Genomic DNA, 17,589 nt, shown 5'->3' with positions numbered 1-17,589 from the left:
GGTGCGGGGCGTAGTGGGTTTTCGTTTAGTGTCCCCATGACCGCCACGTCAGCAGTTCGCACGCCCTCAACGGAGACCGGGAGTGGGCGCCCGCCGCGCACCGGTCGCATCATCGTGCTGAGCGTCCTCGCCGGCCTCGCCCTCGCCGTCCTGTGGTCGTACGAGTTCGTCGACTCGACGATCGGGGACAACGTCGCCAACACGCTCCTCGGCCATGATGCCAAGGAGACCGCGATCGCCGGCACCGCCGCCGGCCTGCTCTTCGCGTTCGTGTCCGGTCTCGCCGGCACGTTCACCGCGTGCAACATCGCGATGGCCGCCTCGATCGGGCCGATGAGCCAAGCCAGCCGCGCCGGCTCGGCGGGTGCGCTGCGCGCGATCCTGCGCCCCGTCGCCTACCTCACCGCCGGCATGGTCAGTGTCTCTGCGGTGTACGGCTTCGTCGGCGTCCTGCTCGGCGACCGCCTGCCGCAGCTTTCCACCGCCCGGGTGGGCGACATGCCGGTCCGCCTCATCCAGACCTCGGTGGTCTTCGGGATCATCGGGCTCGCGCTGATCTACCTGGGCCTGGCCGCCCTCGGCACGCTGCCGGACATCTTCGCCGGCCGCCCCGTCGCGCGCGTGGTCACGCTGGGCGCCCTCATCGGTGGCTTCCTCATCGGCCGCCCGTACCCCTTGTTCAACAAGCTCTTCCATTGGGCCGCCGACACCGGAAACCCGCTCTACGGCGCAGGCGCGTTCGTCCTTCAGTCGCTGGGCAATATCGTCATCGTCACCGTGCTCTTCGCGCTGCTCGTGGCCCTCACCGGCGGCCGCTTCCTGACCTGGCTGTCCGCCACACCACGACGCGCCGCCGCCGTATCCGGCGCCCTGCTGCTGGCGCTCGGCGTCTTCACAGTCATCTACTGGGACGTCCGAGTGCCCGCACTCTTCGGCTTCGGCTGGTTCCCCACAATGTTCTACAACTAGAGACCTTTGGCGTCGGGGTAATGGCTCCGTCCACAATGGTGGCTGCGGATTCATTGCCAAATGAAAGATGTGAGCTACCGCGACGTCCGCGGTGGTCCAGACCCAATGGCACTCAGCCTAGTTTGGTCAAGGCGATGACTTGGGCATTCTGCGAGGCTGCGCGGAGTGCCGGGTTGGGTCGGGTCCTTCGGGCTTTGGGGAAATCTGTCGCGACCATAGCTTCCCCGGGATGGTTTCCGGCGCCGAGTCTGCGCACTCCCGACGGAAACTCTGGATCTAGTCGACTTTCTGCCGTCAGGACGACAGGAAGTCGCCTAGATCTCGCGGGCTTGGCCACAGCGACACCTTGGGTTGGGCGCTTTAGCCGGTTTGTCCGCATGCCAGTCGGAGCACGCCAACGATCGTGGTATTTAGCTGTCGCTATAACCGCAGCTAGATACCACGATCTGCCGGATAGCGTCGATGCTCGATCCCGTCAACGCGGCCCCGGGCCCGGTCCCGAAAGCTCGCACCGGGCGGCCGTCGGCCGGGGGCAGCCCGCCGCCATCCGCGCGGTTCGGGGGCTGTCGAGCTGGGCGCATTGGTGCGCCCAGGACCTAGCGGCAGGGTCCCCGTCCGAAGCCAGGGTCGTGGTCGTGCTGCTGGGCGCGGCCACGCGCCCAGCTCGACAGCTCGCGGAAACAGGAACCCCGGGGGGCGCTTGGACCGCGGACCTGGCAGCGGAGGTCGGGGATCTCGGCGAGCGCCAGCGAGCCGCCGATCTCCGCGGTGCCCGCGGGAGCATACGGTCTACAACTGACGCGGACCGGGGAATATCTCTAGCGTTCGAAGGAGCGGACCTCGACGTTGTTGAAGGCGACCGTGAAGGGCGGCTGGTGCTCCGGGGTCTCCGGGTAGATGCCGAGCACCACGCGGCCCTCGCTGAACGTCGTGTCCTGTACGGTGCCGACCGGCTGGCCGTCCCGCTCCAGCGCGATTGTGCTGCCCTGCATCGAGACGCTGACGCGGGTCGGGGTGTCCAGCGGGATCGGCGTCTCGAAGCCCAGCGTGCGCAGCACCCGCACGGTCGTGCCGTCGCCGACGCCGTGGGTGCCCACGTAGAAGGCCTCCGGGCAGATGCGCACGATGTAGCCGGCTGCCGCCACGAAGCGGAACCACATCGCGGCGCAGGCGCCCTCGGACCGGAGCCGCACGTCCACCGCCATGGAGAAGTCGGCGAGTTGGTCCATCGGGCCTGGGCACCGGTACGGCCCCTGCTTGTCGCGGGTGATCACAAGTGCGCCCTCGAAGGTGCAGGTGGTGAGCTGAGTCGGGTCATCGCGGAGCTGCCACAACCGCGGCTCGGTCAGCGGGTCCTGGGCGACGAGCTCGCTGGCCCGGGGTGACGTGGAGGACGTGGGCGCGGTCGGCGAGCCGGCGGTGGCCGACGGCGCCGCGCCGGACGGGGTGCCGTCGCCGCCGAACGGGAGTACCCCGGTCGATATGCCGGCCACGGTCAGCGAGGTGACGAGCACCGCCAGGGCCATCGCCACGTTCGCGAAGCGTCCCCACCGGCTGCCACTCCGGCTGCTGACCGTAGGCGGGACCGGCGCCGGCACCGAGGCGGCGAGCGGCGGCAGGATGGGCGGCGGCGGGACATGCGCGGGCAACGGCACGGCCGGAGGCGGCGGCGCCACCTGCTGGGTGGGCGCGGACAACGGCTGCGGGGCGACGGCCGGCGCGGTCACCAGCTCGGTCGGGCCCGCCGCGACAGTCTCCAGCTCCGGCGGCACGGCGGCCGCGGTCACCGCGTGCCCCGGGTGCTGGTCCGTCGCCGCCTGCGCCTCCTCGGCGGCGACAAGCAGGCCCGGCTGCCGGGCCAGCGCGGCGGCCACCGCGGGCGGCCGGTCCGGGCCGGCGGCCAGCAGCAGGTCGAGCAACGCCCGCGACGTGGGACGAGCGGTCGGGTCCTTGGCGAGCGTCCGCTCGACAAGCTCGCGCAGCGGCGGGACCAGGCCGGTCAGGTCGGGCGGCTGGGTGAGGATGCGGGCGGCGACCACCGGCGGCGAATCGGCCGCGAAGGGGTACGGCCGGTGCCCGCGAACGCCAGCACCGCACCCCACGCGAAGATGTCCGCCGCGGGCGTGATGACCGTGCTCGCGTCGCTGCCGAAGCGCTCCGGCGCCATGTACGCCACCGTGCCCAGCCACTGGTTCGTCGCCGTGTGGTGGCTCGTCGCCTCCACCGCCCGCGCGATGCCGAAGTCGATGACCTTCGGGCTGCCCGGCGGCAGGAGCACGTTGCTGGGCTTGAGGTCGCGATGGATCACGCCCGCGCCGTGGATCGCGGTGAGCGCGGTGGCCATGCCGATCGCGAGCGCGTGCAGGTTGGCCGGGCTGAGCGGGCCGCGCTCGGTGACCACGGCGGAGAGGCTGGGCCCGTCGACATACTCGACCACGAGGTACGGGTGCTCGTGCTCAGGATCGGCGTCGAGCACCTCGGCCGTGCAGAAGGGTGGCACCTGCCGCGCCCGGTTGACCTCGCTTCGGAAGCGGCGGCGGAACTCCTCGTCCACCGCCAGGTCGGCCCGGATCATCTTGATCGCGACCTGCCGACTGTCCGCGCCGCGGGCGAGGTAGACGACACCCATCCCGCCCTCGCCAAGCCGGCCAATCAGCTCGTATCGCCCCAGCTTTCGCGGGTCACCCTTGCGCAACGGCGCAGCGCGCGACCCCTGATCCCCGCTCACGTCCTCGGTCTCCCCGCGTATCGCTGACCCGCCGGCGCCACCGGCCAGGCCGCATCCCCCAGTCACGGCCCCGACCTCCACGAGACCGCACACGCGCGACAGCATCCCATTCGACCGCCGATCGCGACAGCCCCGGACAGAAAGGTGTGCCCGTTCAGCGGGTTGACCGCAATCGCGCCGTGATGTCGTCGGCCGACGTCGCACCGCCGAAGAGCAGCCCCTGGCCAGTGTCGCAGTCCAGCGCACGCAGCAGCTCCGCCTGCTGAGCCGTCTCCACCGCCTCCGCCGTCACGGTCAAGCCCAGCGCGTGCGCCAGCCGTACAAGCGCGTCCACGATCCGCTCGTCGGCCTTGCTCGCCGAGTCTCCGAGGTCGCCCGAGCGCAGCTCTTCGATGAACGGCCCGGCCAGCTTGAGCGAGTGGATCGGCAGCCGCCGCAGGTACGCCAGGTTGGAGTACCCGGTGCCGAAGTCGTCGATCGCGATACGTACGCCGGTGGCGGCCAGGCCACGCAGCGAGCGCACCGGCTCGCCGGCGGTGGGCATGACCGCGCTCTCGGTGAGCTCCAGCTGGAGTTGGCCGGCCGGGAGCCCGGTGCGCTCCAGCACGCTGGCCACCTCCTCGACGATGCCGGGCGCGTTCGCTTGGCGTACCGCGAGGTTGACGCTCACCACCAGGCTGGCGTCCGGAAACTCGCGGTGCCACTCCGCGCCCTGTATACACGCCTGCTCCAGCACCCACCGTCCAAGTCGGACGATCATGCCGGTCTCCTCGGCCAGCCCGATGAACCGGTCCGGCGGCACCATGCCCAGCTCCGGGTGGCGCCACCGCACCAGCGCCTCGACCGCGCGCAGCCGCCTGCTCTCCAAGCCGACGATCGGCTGGTACTCCAATGTGAACTCACCCCGGTCGAGCGCGCCGGGCAGCGCGGCCGCGAGCGCCGCGCGGGCCAGCTGGTGCGCGCCCCGCACCGGGTCGAAGAGCGCCCACTGGCCGCGCCCGTCGGCCTTCGCCCAGTAGAGGGTGGTGTCCGCGGCCTTCATCACCTCGGTGGGGCTGGTGCCCTCGACCTCCCGCTCGACGATGCCGATGCTGGCCGTCACCGAAAGCGGCTGATGCGACTCGATCTTCACGGGCTCGGCCACCGCCCGCAACGCCGCATCGGCCACCTCGATGGCCGCGTCGGTGCCGGTCGAATCCTCGACAAGGATCACGAACTCGTCGCCGCCCATCCGCGCCACCAGGTGCCCGCGCGCGGAGACCGAGGCGGCCAGCCGCCGTGCCACGACTACAAGCAGCTCGTCGCCCACGTAGTGGCCGAGGCTGTCGTTGACCGCCTTGAAGCCGTCGAGGTCGAGGAAGCACACCCCGACCCGGGACGCGACGCCGTCGAAGACCGCGGCCAGCCGTTCGAAGAAGAGCGTGCGGTTGGGCAGCCCGGTGAGCGGATCGTGCAGCGCCTGGAAGCGCAGCCGCTCCTGTAGCTCGTACCGGTCGGTGATGTCCTCGACCATCGCCACCGTGAAGCGCGGCTGGCCGTCCTCGTCACGGATGAGCGAGACGGAGAGGTCGGTCCAGAGGATCGAGCGGTCCTTGCGGTAGTAGCGCTTCTCCACCCGCGTGCCGTCGCGCTTGCCCTCGATCATCTCCTTGTACGTGTCCCACATGCCCGGCGCGTCCTCCGGGTAGAAGAGCGTCGCGACGTTGATCTCGCGCAGCTCCTCGACGCTGTACCCGAGCATGTCGGCGAAGGCCTGGTTGACGTCGATGATCCGCCCGTCCATGTCGGCCATGCCGATGCCGATCCCGGCGCCGGCGAAGACCGCCCGGAAGCGGGCCTCGCTGTCCCGCAGGTCCTGCTCGGCCTGGTTGCGCGCGGACCACACCGCGCGGCTGATGCGTTCCTGCTGGGTGAACGTCCGGTCGCGCAGTGCCCGCGCGTAGCCGGCGGCCAGGGCGGCCTGCATGGCGATGGCCCGGTCGGCGTACTTCCGCGCCGCCTCGCGCTCGGCCGTCACTTCGGGTACGACCAGCTCCAGGAACAGCCGGCCGAACGTGAGCAGCGTCCGGTCGAGGAACTCCGGCGCGGTGAGGTGGGCGTCGACGAGCGCGCGTCCCACCGCGTGCGCGGGCGCTGAGGTGAAGGGTTCGGACACAAGCGTCTCGGCCAGCAGCACGGTGTGGTCGTGCAGCATGCGCTCGATTTCCGCCTGGCTCATGGGTACGAAGCCGAGCGACGTCCCGGCACGCGCCCAATTCCGCGCGTACCGCTCCGCTCCCTCCCCGCTGAAATTGTCGATCGTCGCCTCCCGCAGCCTCGGCGGCGCGTCCCTCCGGCAACCGGAGGTACCGCTCGGGCTGCTCGTCCCATCTCCCCGGCGGTTCGCGATCACCCTACCGCTAGGGCATCTCTAGCAGCAGAGAGATCCCCTGGCCAACACCGATGCACATGGTGCACAGTGCCCGCCGCGCCCCGCGTTGTCCCAACTCCACCGCCGCGGTCAAGGCAAGCCGCGCACCGCTCGCACCGAGTGGGTGACCGAGGGCGATCGCCCCGCCGTTCGGGTTGACGTGCTCGGCGTCCACGGGCAGTCCCAGCTCGCGCAGGACGGCCACCGCCTGCGCGGCGAACGCCTCGTTCAGCTCCACCACGTCGACGTCCGCCAGTTCGAGGTCGAGCCGGCCGAGCAGCTTGCGGGTGGCCGGTACCGGCCCGATGCCCATGATCCTCGGAGCCACGCCGGCCGCCGCGCCGCCGACCACCCGGGCGAGCGGCGTCAGGCCGTACCGCGCGACCGCCTCCTCGCTCGCCACCAGCAGCGCCGCCGCCCCGTCGTTGACCGGTGAGGAGTTGCCCGCGGTCACGGTGCCTCCGGCCCGGAACGGCGTCGGCAGCGCGGCGAGCTTCTCCAGCGACGTATCCCGCGGCGGCTCGTCGGCATCGACCGTTTTCGTGGCCCCGCGCCCCGCCGGCACCTCGATCGGCGCGATCTCCAGCGCCAGGCGGTCCCGCGACTTCGCCGCCCGCTCCTGCGACCGCAGCGCGAACTCGTCCTGCGCCTCGCGGCTGACGCCGAAGTCGGCGGCCACGTTCTCGGCGGTCTCCGGCATGGAGTCGATACCCCAGCCGTCGCGCATCAGCTTGTTGACGAAGCGCCAGCCGATCGTCGTGTCGAAGATCTCCGCGGTACGGGAGAACGCGCTCGCCGCCTTCGGCATCACGAACGGCGCCCGGCTCATGCTCTCCACGCCCCCGGCGACCACAAGGTGCGCCTCGCCAGCGCGGATCGCCCGAGCGGCGGTGGCGACCGCGTCGAGGCCGGACCCGCAGAGCCGGTTGACGGTGGTACCCGACACGTGCTCCGGCAGCCCACCGAGCAGCAGGGCCATCCGCGCTACGTTGCGGTTGTCCTCGCCGGCCTGGTTGGCGCAGCCGAGCACGACGTCGTCCACCGCCGCCCAGTCCACGGATGGCAGCTTGGCCGCCAGTGCCCGTACGACGTGCGCCGCCAAGTCGTCTGGCCGCACGGCCGACAACGCACCTCCGTACCTGCCGAACGGTGTACGGACACCATCGACGATGAACGCCTCCACGCCTTACTCCTCACACACTCTTCGCTTCGCTTTGCGATCTTGACGACTTTCCGCTGCCAGCACGACCGAAAGTCGCCAAGATCTCCATGGATTCTCGTTTGGCGGCTTGGATCTGCGCGTACACGTGCGCGCGCAGCTCCGTGAAGCGGCTGTCTGACCGCGTAGTCAGCTGGTCACGCCGTTCGGGCAGGTCTACGCCGAGCACCTCGCGCACCACCGTGGGCGAGGAGGAGAGGATGATCACCCGCTGCCCGAGGTAGACCGCTTCGTCGATGTCGTGCGTGACGAACAGGATGGTGACGCCCAGCTTTCGCCACAGATCGCGGATCAGATCTTCGAGGTCCGCGCGGGTCTGTGCGTCGACGGCCGCGAACGGCTCGTCCATCAGGAGCACATCCGGCTGGTACGCGACCGCGCGCGCGATCGCCACCCGCTGCTGCATGCCCCCGGAGAGCTGCCACGGGTACGCGTGGTGCGCGTCGGCCAGACCCACCACGGCGAGGGCCTGGGCCACGAGGTCCTGCCGTTGCCTGCGGGCGATGCCCTTGTTGCGCAGCGGGAGCTCCACGTTGTCCCGCACGCTCATCCACGGGAAGAGGCTGCGGCCGTACTCCTGGAAGACCACGGCCATGCCCGGCGGCGGCCCGGTGATCCGCTTGTCCCGCAGCCGCACCTCGCCCTCGGTCGGGGCGAGCAGCCCGGCCATGCACTTGAGCAGCGTGGTCTTGCCGCAGCCGGACGGGCCGACCAGGCACACGAGGTCGCCCGCGTCGAGGCCGAACGTCAGGTCGCGGATCGCCTCGACCGGGCGCTGGCGGCCTTCGTACACCTTCTTGAGGCCGCGGACGTCGAGCAACATCGGGTTTCCTTTCTCCGCCTACCGCAGGCCACGCTGGGCGCGGCGCTGGCCGTGGTACCAGGCCAGGGCCCGGCTCTCCGCGAGTCGAAAGAGGACGGACAGGGCGAGGCCGAGCAGGCCGAGCAGCAGGATTCCGCTCCACATGTCCGGGATGGCGAAGCTGCGTTGGAACTGCACGATGGTGAAGCCGAGTCCGTTGCTGGCCGCGAACATCTCGCTGATGACCATCAGGATGATGCCGATCGACAGCGCCTGCCGCATGCCGGCCGCGATCTGCGGGCTGGCCGAGCGGAGCACGAGGTGGCGGAGGCGGGCCGGGCCGGTGATGCCGTACGACCTACACGTGTCCGCCAGCACGCCGTCGACGGCCCGCACGCCCTCGACCGTGTTGAGCAGGATCGGCCACACGCAGCCGGCCGCGATGACGACGACCTTCATCGTGTCGCCGATGCCGGCGAAGAGCATGATGACCGGTACCAGCACCGGCGGCGGGATGGCCCGGAAGAACTCCAGCACCGGCTCCAGTACGGCCCGCACTCGCCGGCGGCTGCCGACCAGGACGCCGAGGCAGACACCGGCAAACACCGCGACCGTGTACCCGGCGGCGAGGCGGATCAGGCTGGGCAGCACGTCGGCGCGAATCCGCTCCCCGGTCCACACCTCGGGAAAGGTGCGCAGGATCTCGCGGAGCGGCGGCACGTAGAAGTTGTCGCTGCCCTCAGTGCCGAACCACCACGCGGCGAAGAGCACCACCGGCAGTGCGAGCGCCAGCCCGATCCGCGTGAGGAGGTTGGTCATACAAGCACCTCCCCGCGTACGGACTGGTGCCAGGAGAGCAGGAGCCGCTCGACGCCGCGGGCGGCGAGGTTGATGCCGACGCCGAGCAGGCCGGTGACGGCGATGAGCGCGTACATGTTCGGCACCGCGTTGGATGACTGCGCCACCGCGATGCGGCTGCCGAGGCCGGGCGCCCCGATGACAAGCTCGGCGGTGATCGCCAGCACGAGGGCCACCGCGGCGGCGAGGCGGACGCCGGTCATCACGTACGGCAGGGCGGTGGGCCACAGCACGTACCGCACGCGGGCCCAGGCCCCGAGCCCGTAGCTGCGCGCGGTCTCCTCGGCGACCGGGTCGACGTCCTGCACGCCGTACAGCACCTGGATCAGCACCTGCCAGAACGAGGCGTACACGACGAGCATGAGGGTGGACTGGATCTCCGTGCCGTAGAGCAGGACGGCGAGCGGGATCATTGCGACCGACGGGATCGGCCGCAGAAACTCGATCGTCGACGCGGTGAGCGCGCGCAGCAGCGGTACCGCGCCGATCACGATGCCCGCCGCGATGCCGGCGGCCACCGCGATGGCGAGCCCGACCGCCCAGGCGACCAGCGTGTCCCACAGGGCGCTCCAGAACGCGCCCTCGGCTACCTCGTCGACCAGGGCGGCGGCGATCCGGTGGGTGGGCGGGAGGAAGTCCGCCGACACCACCCCGGTGTACGGCAGCACCTCCACGAGCAGGAGAAGGCCGGCGAGCCCGGAGAGTCCCAGGATCGCCGGCATCGCCCGTACTCCGGTCACGGCAGCAGCGCGGTGAGGTCGGGCGTCTTGTCGCCGAAGACGCCGTCGTTCTTGCCCAGCGTCGCCAGCGTCTCGATCGACGCCTTGTTGATCTCGGTCGGCCACTGCGGCAGCGTCATCGCGTCGCGGGTCTTCTGGTCGATCTGGGTGTACGTGCCCAGCACTTGCCGCACCTCGTCGCCATGCGCGGCGGCGTACGTCAGCGACTCGTTCATCGCCTCGGTGAAGCGGCGCACCAGGTCGGCGTTCTCCTGCATGAGCTTGGTCGAGGCGAAGTAGGTGGCGACGGTGAGATCGGGTGCGGCATCCACGTAGTTCCACGCGACGACCCGGCCGCCCTGCGACTTGACGACCGAAAGGGATGGCTCGACGACCCACGCCGCGTCGACCTGGCCGCCGGCCAGCGCGGCCGGCATCTGCGGGAAGCCGATCTCGACGAAGCTGATCGTGCTGGGGTCGCCGCCTGCCTTGCGCACGGACTCGCGGACGGTGGTGTCGCCGATGTTCTGGAGGGTGTTGACAGCGACCTTCTTGCCGGCGAGGTCCTTGGCGGACTGGATCGGGCTGTCCGCCCGCACCGCGACGCCGCCGAAGTCGGCGCCCTCCTCGCCGGTCGAGGCCACCCCGTTGGCCACGACCTTGATCGGCACGCCCTTGGTCTGGGCGATCATCAGCGACGTCACGTTGCTGAAGCCGAACTGGAACTGGCCGCTCAGCACCCCGGGCACGATGGCGGCGCCGCCCTGGCCGCTCTCCATGACGAGGTCGATGCCGCGGCTGGCGAAGAAGCCCTTCTCCTTGCCGAGATAGATCGGCGCTACGTCGACGATCGGGATGACGCCAACGGTGACCTTGGTGGAGCCTTCGTCGGCGGGCGTCGACGGGGAGTCGGACGACCCGCATGCCGTGGCGCCGACCAGCGCGGCAGCCACGGAGAGAAGTGCGAAGGACCGGCGCATGGGACCTCCGTGAGATTCGTGCGACATACGAACGAGGGTTCTTATCGTGAACGTACGACGTGACGGTACTCACGTCAATGTCTCGGTTGGGCAACGGGGTTGGTGCGTTGACACTGCCCCTGGACGGCCGTAGCGTGCGGATTGCGAACTAAAGTTCTTGCACCGCACAGAACCAAGGAAGGTCGTATGGGGGTCATAGCCACGCTGCCCGAAGCGATCGCCGAGTTGGTACGCGACGGGGGGTCCGTGGCCCTGGAGGGTTTCACGCACCTGATCCCGGTCGCCGCCGGCCACGAGATCATCCGGCAGGGACGCCGCGACCTCACCCTGATCCGGATGACGCCGGACATCGTCTACGACCAGATGATCGGCGCCGGCTGTGCGCGCAAGCTGGTCTTCTCCTGGGCCGGCAACCCCGGCGTCGGCTCGCTGCACCGCTTTCGCGACGCGGTGCAGCGCCGCTGGCCCGCTCCCCTGGAGATCGAGGAGCACAGCCACGCGGGCATGGCCAATCGGTACGTGGCCGGCGCTTCCGGGCTGCCGTTCGCGGTGTTGCGCGGGTACGCCGGCACCGACCTGCCCGCGCACACCGCGACCATCAAGCAGATCACCTGCCCGTTCACCGGCGAGGTGCTGACCGCGGTGCCGGCCCTCAACCCGGACGTCGGCATCGTGCACGCCCAGCGCGCGGACCGCGCGGGCAACGTGCAGATGTGGGGCATCACCGGGGTACAGAAGGAGGTCGTGCTCGCCGCGCGCCGGTCGCTGGTGACGGTGGAGGAGATCGTCGACGAGCTCGATCCACGGCCCGGCGCGGTGGTCCTGCCGAGCTGGGCGGTCACGTACGTGGCCGAGGTGCCCGGCGGCGCCCACCCGTCGTACGCGATGGGCTACAGCGAGCGGGACAACGACTACTACCAGGCCTGGGACGCGATCAGCCGGGACCGGGAGGCGTTCGCCGCATGGTTGGAAGAGCACGTGCTGAATCGGGTACCGGCGACATGAGGACCTGGACCGCCGACGAGATGATGACGGTCGCCGCCGCCCGGGCGCTGCGCGACGGCGACCGGTGCTTCGTGGGCATCGGCCGCCCGAGCACCGCCGCCAACCTGGCCCGCCGTACCCACGCGCCCGACCTCGTGCTCATCTACGAGTCCGGCACGATCGGCGCGAAGCCGGACCGGCTGCCGCTCTCCATCGGCGACGGTGTGCTGGCCGAGACCGCCGACGCGGTCGTCCCGGTGCCGGAGATCTTCAACTACTGGCTCCAGCCCGGCCGGGTCGACGTCGGCTTCCTCGGCGCGGCGCAGATCGACCGCTACGGCAACATCAACACGACGGTGATCGGCGACGACTACCGGGACCCGGGGTACGGCTGCCCGGCGCGGGCGGCGCCCCGGAGATCGCGGCGTCCTGCCGCGAGGTCATCGTGATCGTCAAGCACAGCCCGCGTACGTTCGTGGAGCGGGTCGACTTCGTCACCTCGGTCGGCTTCGGCCACGGACCGGGCGACCGCGCCAAGCTGGGCCTCACCGGCCGTGGGCCGGTCCTGGTCATCACCGACCTCGGTGTGCTGGAGCCCGACCCGGAGACCGCCGAGCTGACGCTCACCCGGGTGCACCCAGGCGTCGAGCCGGCGAGCGCGGTGGCGGCCACCGGCTGGCCGCTGGCCGTCGCGCCGGAGCTGAGCGTCACGCCCGTCCCCAGCCCGACCGAGCTGTCCACGCTCCGCCTGCTCGAACGGCAGGATTGACAGGTTCCGCCTGCTGGGACGGCAGGGCTGGAACGGCAGGATTTGACAGGTGAGGAGGGAGCGATCATGACGACCGCCGACCGGCTGGTGGTGCCCGGGTACCGCCGGGACGACGCCGACGCCCACCCGCCCCTGCGCTCGCCCGACTACAAGTCGACCATGCTGCGCGCGCCGAGCCAGGCCCCGCTGCTGCTGCCACACACGCTGACCGAGGTGACCGGGCCGCTGCTCGGCGAGGGGCGGGTCACCGCGGCCGACTCCGACCTCACCCGGCATGCCGGCGGAGAGGCGCAGGGGCAGCGGATCGTCGTACACGGGCAGGTCCGGGACAGCGACGGCCGCCCGGTGCCGGACACGCTCGTCGAGGTGTGGCAGGCCAACGCGGGCGGGCGCTACCTGCACAAGTGGGACCAGCACGACAGCCCGCTCGATCCGCACTTCACGGGCGTGGGGCGGGTGCTGACCGACTCGCTGGGGCGGTACAGGTTCGTCACGATCAAGCCGGGCGCGTACCCGTGGCGCAACCACCACAACGCGTGGCGGCCGGCGCACATCCACCTCTCGCTCTTCGGTCGGGCGTTCACCCAGCGGCTCGTCACGCAGATGTACTTCCCGGACGACCCGCTCTTCCCCTACGACCCGATCTACAACTCCGTGCCCGAGGCGGCCCGGCACCGCATGGTGTCCCGCTTCGACCTCTCCGCCACGGTCGAGGAGTGGGCGCTGGGCTTCGAGTTCGACATCGTCCTACGTGGACGCGAGGCGACCCCGATGGAGGAGTCGTGACGTACACCCCGTCGCAGACTGTCGGGCCGTACCTGTCGATCGGCCTGCCCTGGCCGGACGGGCCGGACGTGGTCACCGAGGGCGTCCCGGGCGCGTTCCGGCTGCACGGCGTGGTGACTGACGGCGCCGGCGACCCGATTCCCGACGCGCTCGTCGAGACCTGGCAGGCCGATCCCGCTGGCCGCTTCGACCACCCGGACGACCCGCGCGGCGCGGTCTCCGGCTTCCGCGGCTTCGGCCGCTGCCCCACCGACGACAGTGGACGGTACTGGATCCGCACGCTCAAGCCCGGCGCGGTGCCCGGTCCGGACGGGGCACCGCAGGCTCCGCACATCGACGTGTCGGTCTTCGCGCGCGGGCTGCTGCACCGGGTCGTGACGCGGGTGTACTTCGCCGACGAGGAAGCGGCGAACGCGACCGACGCGATCCTGACCGGCGTGCCCGAGAACCGGCGCGCGACGCTGCTGGCGGTACCTGACGAGACCGGCTACCGGTTCGACATCCGCTTGCAGGGCGACGATGAGACCGTCTTCTTCGCCGTCTGAGCCGCTTGGCCTCTTCGACGGCGTGCTCGCCGCCGGTCCAATACGCGCGGCGACGGGTGATGCGGCCTGGCTGCGGGCGATGCTCGACGTCGAGGCGGCGCTCGCCCGCGCCGGCGGCACGCCACCGGAGGTGGCGGAAGAGATCAGGGCCGCGGCCAATCGCTTGGATATCGCCGCGCTCGGTTCGGCCGCGGCGGAGTCCGGCAATCCGGTGGTACCGCTGGTCCGCGCGCTCCGTGCCGCCGTCTCTCCCGCCGCTTCCCAACACGTGCACCGCGGCGCGACAAGCCAGGACATCCTCGACTCGGCCGCGATGCTCATCGCACGGGAGGCGCTCGGCCTGATCCTGGCGGACATGGCCGTGGCGTCGGCTGCCGCGGCTCACCTCGCCGAGGCGCACCGGGACACGCCGGTCGCCGCGCGCACGCTGCTACAGCAGGCGCTGCCAACGACGTTCGGGCTTGTCGCCGCCGGGTGGCTGACCGCGCTGGACAGCGCGGCCGACCGCCTCGCCGCCGTACGGGCCACCGGCCTGGCGGTCCAGCTCGGCGGCGCGGCCGGCACGCTCGCCGCGTTCGACTCACCGTCCATCGTGGACAGGTTCGCGGCGGAGCTGGGCCTGCCCGCGCCCGCCCTGCCGTGGCACACCGACCGCACCCGGATCGCGGACCTCGCCGGCGCGCTCGGCACGGCCTGCGGCGTCATCGGTAAGGTGGCCGGCGACGTCGTGCTCTACGCCCAGACCGAGGTGGGTGAGCTCGCCGAAGGGCAGCCGGGCGGCTCGTCGAGCATGCCGCACAAGCGAAACCCGGTCGCCGCGATCTCGGCCCGCGCCGGCGCGGCCCGGGCGCCCGGCCTCGTCGCCACGCTGCTGGGGTCCATGGGACACGAGCACCAGCGGGCGGCCGGCGCCTGGCACGCGGAGTGGGCGCCGTTCACCGCGCTGCTGCGGGCGACCGGCTCGGCGGCGCAGTGGCTGGCGCGGTGCCTGCCGTACCTGCGGGCGGACACCGCCCGGATGCGGGCCAACCTCGACCTCACCGGCGGGGCACTGCTGGCCGAGCGGGTCAGCGCCGCGCTCGCGCCGAAGGTCGGTGCCAGCGAGGCGCACGACCTGGTCCGCGAGGCGGTCGCCAGCGGCCGGCCGCTCGCCGAGGCACTCGCCGGGCACCTCGACCCGGACCAGCTCGCCTCGCTCCTCGACCCGGCGTCCTATGTCGGCGCCGCGCCCGCGCTGACTGACCGGGCACTCAAGCGGCACGGGGAGCAGGCATGACGCTGTACTCCATCGTGGACGGTCCGCCCGATGCGCCGGTGCTGGTACTGGCGAACTCGCTCGGCACCACCGTGGACATGTGGGAGCCGCAGCTGCCCGCGCTGGCCGAGCGGTACCGCGTGGTCCGCTTCGACACCCGCGGGCACGGCCGCTCGGCGGTGCCCCCGGGGCCGTACACAATCGGGGATCTGGGCAGCGACGTGCTCGCGCTGCTCGACGGGCTCGGCGTGGCGCGGGCCCATTTCTGCGGCCTTTCCCTGGGCGGCATGGTCGGCATGTGGCTCGCCGCGCACGCTCCGGAGCGGATCGACCGGCTCGTACTGTGCTGCACCTCGGCCCGGCCGGACGCGCCCGAGTCGTGGGCGCACCGCGCGGCCACGGTGCGGGCGGAGGGCACTGGCGCGATCGCCGACCTGGTGGTGAGCCGGTGGCTCACGCCGGAGTACGCGTCCCGCCAGCCCGGCCTGGTCGCCCGCCTGCGCGCGATGCTCGCCGCCACGCCCACCGAGGGATACGCGTCCTGCTGCGGGGCCATCGAGACGCTCGACCTCACCAGCGCGCTACCCCGGATCGGCGCGCCCACGCTTGTCCTGCACGGCGCGGACGACCCGGCGATCCTCCCCTCGCACGGCGCGGACATCGCGGCGGCGGTACCCGGCGCGCGGCTCGCGCTGGTGCGCGACGCCGCCCATCTGGCCAATGTGGAGCAGGTCGACGTGGTTACCGCGCTTATCGTCGACCATCTTGGAGGAACGCGTGAGTGACTTCGACCGGGGCATGACGGTCCGCCGGGAGGTGCTCGGCGACGCGCACGTCGACCGGGCGATCGCCAACACGACGCCACTGACCGCGCCGTTCCAGGAGTTCATCACCCGGTACGCCTGGGGCTCGGTCTGGGGCCGCGACGGCCTCGACCGCCGCACCCGCAGCTGCGTGACGCTCGCCGTGCTGGCGGCTCTGCGGTGCGAGGACGAGCTGGCGATGCACGTGCGCGCGGCCCGCCGAAACGGCCTCAGCCCGGCCGAGATCGGCGAGGTGCTGCTGCACACAGCCGTCTACGCTGGTGTGCCGGCGGCGAACAGCGCGCTGGCGGTGGCGCAGCGGGTGCTCGACTCGCTCGACCCGCTTGACGAGGGGGACGGATGAGTGACGATGTGGGGCGGGAGGCCCATTTCGTACAGTCGCTGGAGCGTGGGCTGGCCGTCATCCGCGCGTTCGACGCCGACCACCCTGAGCTGACGCTCAGCGAGGTGGCCCGCATCTGCGACCTCACCCGCGCCGCCGCCCGCCGCTTCCTGCTGACGCTCGTCGACCTGGGGTACGTGCGCACCGACGAGCGCATGTTCAGCCTCACGCCGCGGGTGCTGGAGCTGGGCTACGCCTTCCTGTCCAGCCTCTCGCTGCCCGAGGTGGCCGAGCCCCACCTGGAGCGGCTGGTGGCCGAGGTGCACGAGTCGTCGTCGGTGTGCGTGCTCGACGGCGACGACGTGGTGTACGTGGCCCGCGTCCCCACCTCCCGGATCATGACCGTCGCGATCAACGTGGGCACCCGTTTCCCCGCGTACGCCACGTCCATGGGACGTGTGCTGCTGGCCGGGCTACCCGACGACGAGCTGGCGGCGTACCTCGATCGGGTGAAGCTGACCCGCCTGACCCCGCGCACGCTCACCACGCACGCGGCACTCCGCACCGAGCTGCGCAAGGTGCGCGCCCAGGGGTACGCGATCGTCGACCAGGAGCTGGAGGAGGGCCTGCGCTCGGTGGCGGCGCCGATCCGCGATCGCAGCGGGGCGGTGATCGGCGCGGCCAACATCTCGGTACACGCCAGCCGCAACTCGGTCGAGTCGATCCGCCGCGACCTGCTGCCCCAGCTGCTGGCCACGGTCGCGACGATCGACGCCGACCTGCGGATCGCCAACCCACGCCGCACGCATCACCGCGTGGGCTGAAGCCCGTCCAGCATGATGCTGAGCAGCCGCTCAGCCTGCTCTTCGGACACCTGCTCCCGCAGCCAGGCCGCTGCCGATATCAGCGCGAACAGGTCGGACGCATTGGCGTCCGGCCGGATGCCCCCGGCCTCGCGCGCCCGCTCGACGAGCCGCTCACCCATCTCGGTCATCAGGTGGCAGGCGCCGTACAGCGGGGACGCGGGGTCGTCGAAGCAGCTGATCAGCGAGGCGGCCAGCCCCCGGTAGGCGGCGGTGTGCGCGGCCGCGATCCGCGCCCAGGCCTCCAGCGCCGCGCCGGCCGACTCACTACCCAGCAGCTCCTCCCCTGGGCGACGACCGCGTCGTTTCGGTCCCGCATCAGCGACTCCAGCAGGGCGTGCCGGGTCGGGAAGTGCGCGTACAGCGTGCCGATCGCCACACCGGCCCGGCGCGCGATCTCCTCCAGCGACGCCTCGGTGCCGTGCTCGCGAAAGACCGCGTCCGCCTCGGCGAGCAGCCGCTCGTAGTTGCGCCGGGCGTCCGCGCGCATGCGCCGCGGGGCACGCCAGTCGTGGCCATGTCACATCCCTCTTGCTAAGTCGAGGCACCCTCATTA

General features: G+C 71.5%; 18 protein-coding genes and 1 pseudogene. 9 read left to right on the top strand and 10 right to left on the bottom strand.

Translation table 11 applies throughout. From position 1 onward, the window contains the following. Positions 1-36 precede the first annotated feature (36 nt). Positions 37-969, top strand: coding sequence for a hypothetical protein (locus Pflav_RS40925; protein ID WP_173041862.1), 933 nt, complete (start codon positions 37-39; stop codon positions 967-969). An 818-nt stretch (positions 970-1,787) separates the two neighbouring features. Here Pflav_RS40925 and Pflav_RS46920 read toward each other — a convergent pair. The 8 genes from Pflav_RS46920 to Pflav_RS40890 form a co-directional block, all read right to left on the bottom strand. Next, the gene (locus Pflav_RS46920; RefSeq protein WP_232072506.1) at positions 1,788-3,008 is read right to left on the bottom strand and encodes a serine/threonine-protein kinase; all 1,221 of its coding nucleotides are present in this window, start codon (positions 3,006-3,008) and stop codon (positions 1,788-1,790) included. Next, positions 2,969-3,697 carry a serine/threonine-protein kinase gene (locus Pflav_RS46915; RefSeq protein WP_232072504.1) on the bottom strand — a complete coding sequence of 243 codons (729 nt, stop codon included), beginning with the start codon at positions 3,695-3,697 and terminating at the stop codon, positions 2,969-2,971. Before Pflav_RS46915 ends, Pflav_RS46920 begins: the two co-directional genes overlap by 40 nt. Before the next feature lie 154 nt (positions 3,698-3,851). Continuing rightward, positions 3,852-6,011 carry a putative bifunctional diguanylate cyclase/phosphodiesterase gene (locus tag Pflav_RS40915; protein ID WP_232072809.1) on the bottom strand — a complete coding sequence of 720 codons (2,160 nt, stop codon included), beginning with the start codon at positions 6,009-6,011 and terminating at the stop codon, positions 3,852-3,854. Between the two features lie 85 nt (positions 6,012-6,096). Continuing rightward, complete coding sequence (gene pcaF, locus Pflav_RS40910) at positions 6,097-7,290, bottom strand: 3-oxoadipyl-CoA thiolase (protein ID WP_173041860.1); 1,194 nt, start codon at positions 7,288-7,290, stop codon at positions 6,097-6,099. A gap of 10 nt (positions 7,291-7,300) precedes the next feature. Further along, positions 7,301-8,149, bottom strand: coding sequence for an ABC transporter ATP-binding protein (locus tag Pflav_RS40905; protein ID WP_197938870.1), 849 nt, complete (start codon positions 8,147-8,149; stop codon positions 7,301-7,303). An 18-nt stretch (positions 8,150-8,167) separates the two neighbouring features. Further along, complete coding sequence (locus Pflav_RS40900; RefSeq protein ID WP_173041859.1) at positions 8,168-8,947, bottom strand: ABC transporter permease; 780 nt, start codon at positions 8,945-8,947, stop codon at positions 8,168-8,170. Further along, positions 8,944-9,726 carry an ABC transporter permease gene (locus tag Pflav_RS40895; protein ID WP_232072503.1) on the bottom strand — a complete coding sequence of 261 codons (783 nt, stop codon included), beginning with the start codon at positions 9,724-9,726 and terminating at the stop codon, positions 8,944-8,946. Before Pflav_RS40895 ends, Pflav_RS40900 begins: the two co-directional genes overlap by 4 nt. Next, on the bottom strand, positions 9,723-10,685 hold the full coding sequence (locus Pflav_RS40890; protein ID WP_173041858.1) for an ABC transporter substrate-binding protein: 963 nt from the start codon (positions 10,683-10,685) through the stop codon (positions 9,723-9,725). The genes Pflav_RS40895 and Pflav_RS40890 overlap by 4 nt, the downstream gene beginning before the upstream one ends. Positions 10,686-10,871: 186 nt before the next feature. Here Pflav_RS40890 and Pflav_RS40885 point away from each other — a divergent pair, with 186 nt between their 5' ends. The 8 genes and pseudogenes from Pflav_RS40885 (at position 10,872) to Pflav_RS40850 (ending at position 16,994) form a co-directional block, all read left to right on the top strand. After that, on the top strand, positions 10,872-11,690 hold the full coding sequence (locus Pflav_RS40885) for a CoA transferase subunit A (RefSeq protein ID WP_173041857.1): 819 nt from the start codon (positions 10,872-10,874) through the stop codon (positions 11,688-11,690). Further along, positions 11,648-12,438 (top strand): annotated as a pseudogene (locus Pflav_RS49210) (CoA-transferase subunit beta). The gene Pflav_RS40885 and the pseudogene Pflav_RS49210 overlap by 43 nt, the downstream one beginning before the upstream one ends. 66 nt (positions 12,439-12,504) lie before the next feature. Continuing rightward, positions 12,505-13,224 (top strand): protocatechuate 3,4-dioxygenase subunit beta, encoded by a 720-nt coding sequence (pcaH, locus tag Pflav_RS40875; RefSeq protein WP_173041856.1) that lies wholly within the window; start codon positions 12,505-12,507, stop codon positions 13,222-13,224. Next, positions 13,221-13,769 carry a protocatechuate 3,4-dioxygenase subunit alpha gene (gene pcaG / locus Pflav_RS40870; RefSeq protein ID WP_173041855.1) on the top strand — a complete coding sequence of 183 codons (549 nt, stop codon included), beginning with the start codon at positions 13,221-13,223 and terminating at the stop codon, positions 13,767-13,769. The genes pcaH and pcaG overlap by 4 nt, the downstream gene beginning before the upstream one ends. Beyond that, complete coding sequence (gene pcaB, locus Pflav_RS40865) at positions 13,744-15,045, top strand: 3-carboxy-cis,cis-muconate cycloisomerase (protein ID WP_173041854.1); 1,302 nt, start codon at positions 13,744-13,746, stop codon at positions 15,043-15,045. The genes pcaG and pcaB overlap by 26 nt, the downstream gene beginning before the upstream one ends. Continuing rightward, complete coding sequence (gene pcaD, locus Pflav_RS40860; protein ID WP_173041853.1) at positions 15,042-15,809, top strand: 3-oxoadipate enol-lactonase; 768 nt, start codon at positions 15,042-15,044, stop codon at positions 15,807-15,809. Before pcaB ends, pcaD begins: the two co-directional genes overlap by 4 nt. Next, a complete protein-coding gene (gene pcaC, locus Pflav_RS40855) occupies positions 15,802-16,191 on the top strand; it encodes a 4-carboxymuconolactone decarboxylase (protein WP_232072499.1) in 390 nt (129 codons plus the stop codon). Before pcaD ends, pcaC begins: the two co-directional genes overlap by 8 nt. Continuing rightward, on the top strand, positions 16,188-16,994 hold the full coding sequence (locus Pflav_RS40850) for an IclR family transcriptional regulator domain-containing protein (protein WP_173041851.1): 807 nt from the start codon (positions 16,188-16,190) through the stop codon (positions 16,992-16,994). Before pcaC ends, Pflav_RS40850 begins: the two co-directional genes overlap by 4 nt. On the opposite strand, the gene Pflav_RS44405 is transcribed toward Pflav_RS40850, so the two are convergent. Continuing rightward, positions 16,979-17,230: an SbtR family transcriptional regulator gene (locus Pflav_RS44405; RefSeq protein WP_332107894.1), complete on the bottom strand. Its 252-nt coding sequence runs from the start codon at positions 17,228-17,230 to the stop codon at positions 16,979-16,981. The genes Pflav_RS40850 and Pflav_RS44405 overlap by 16 nt on opposite strands. Next, on the bottom strand, positions 17,215-17,523 hold the full coding sequence (locus tag Pflav_RS44400) for a helix-turn-helix domain-containing protein (protein WP_197938868.1): 309 nt from the start codon (positions 17,521-17,523) through the stop codon (positions 17,215-17,217). Before Pflav_RS44400 ends, Pflav_RS44405 begins: the two co-directional genes overlap by 16 nt. Positions 17,524-17,589 lie beyond the last annotated feature (66 nt).

The organism is Phytohabitans flavus (genome assembly GCF_011764545.1).
Classification (GTDB): Bacteria; Actinomycetota; Actinomycetes; order Mycobacteriales; family Micromonosporaceae; genus Phytohabitans; species Phytohabitans flavus.
Note: the sequence above shows the minus strand (reverse complement) of the source record. Positions and strands in the feature narration are given on the sequence as shown.

Bases quoted from the DNA above. Each gene is read 5' to 3' on its own strand.
- Pflav_RS40925 (WP_173041862.1), top strand. From the start codon at position 37: ATGACCGCCACGTCAGCAGTTCGCACGCCCTCAACGGAGACCGGGAGT.
- Pflav_RS40905 (WP_197938870.1), bottom strand. From the start codon at position 8,149: ATGTTGCTCGACGTCCGCGGCCTCAAGAAGGTGTACGAAGGCCGCCAG.
- Pflav_RS40900 (WP_173041859.1), bottom strand. From the start codon at position 8,947: ATGACCAACCTCCTCACGCGGATCGGGCTGGCGCTCGCACTGCCGGTG.
- Pflav_RS40890 (WP_173041858.1), bottom strand. From the start codon at position 10,685: ATGCGCCGGTCCTTCGCACTTCTCTCCGTGGCTGCCGCGCTGGTCGGC.
- Pflav_RS40885 (WP_173041857.1), top strand. From the start codon at position 10,872: ATGGGGGTCATAGCCACGCTGCCCGAAGCGATCGCCGAGTTGGTACGC.
- pcaH (WP_173041856.1), top strand. From the start codon at position 12,505: ATGACGACCGCCGACCGGCTGGTGGTGCCCGGGTACCGCCGGGACGAC.
- pcaB (WP_173041854.1), top strand. From the start codon at position 13,744: ATGAGACCGTCTTCTTCGCCGTCTGAGCCGCTTGGCCTCTTCGACGGC.
- pcaD (WP_173041853.1), top strand. From the start codon at position 15,042: ATGACGCTGTACTCCATCGTGGACGGTCCGCCCGATGCGCCGGTGCTG.
- Pflav_RS40850 (WP_173041851.1), top strand. From the start codon at position 16,188: ATGAGTGACGATGTGGGGCGGGAGGCCCATTTCGTACAGTCGCTGGAG.
- Pflav_RS44400 (WP_197938868.1), bottom strand. From the start codon at position 17,523: ATGCGCGCGGACGCCCGGCGCAACTACGAGCGGCTGCTCGCCGAGGCG.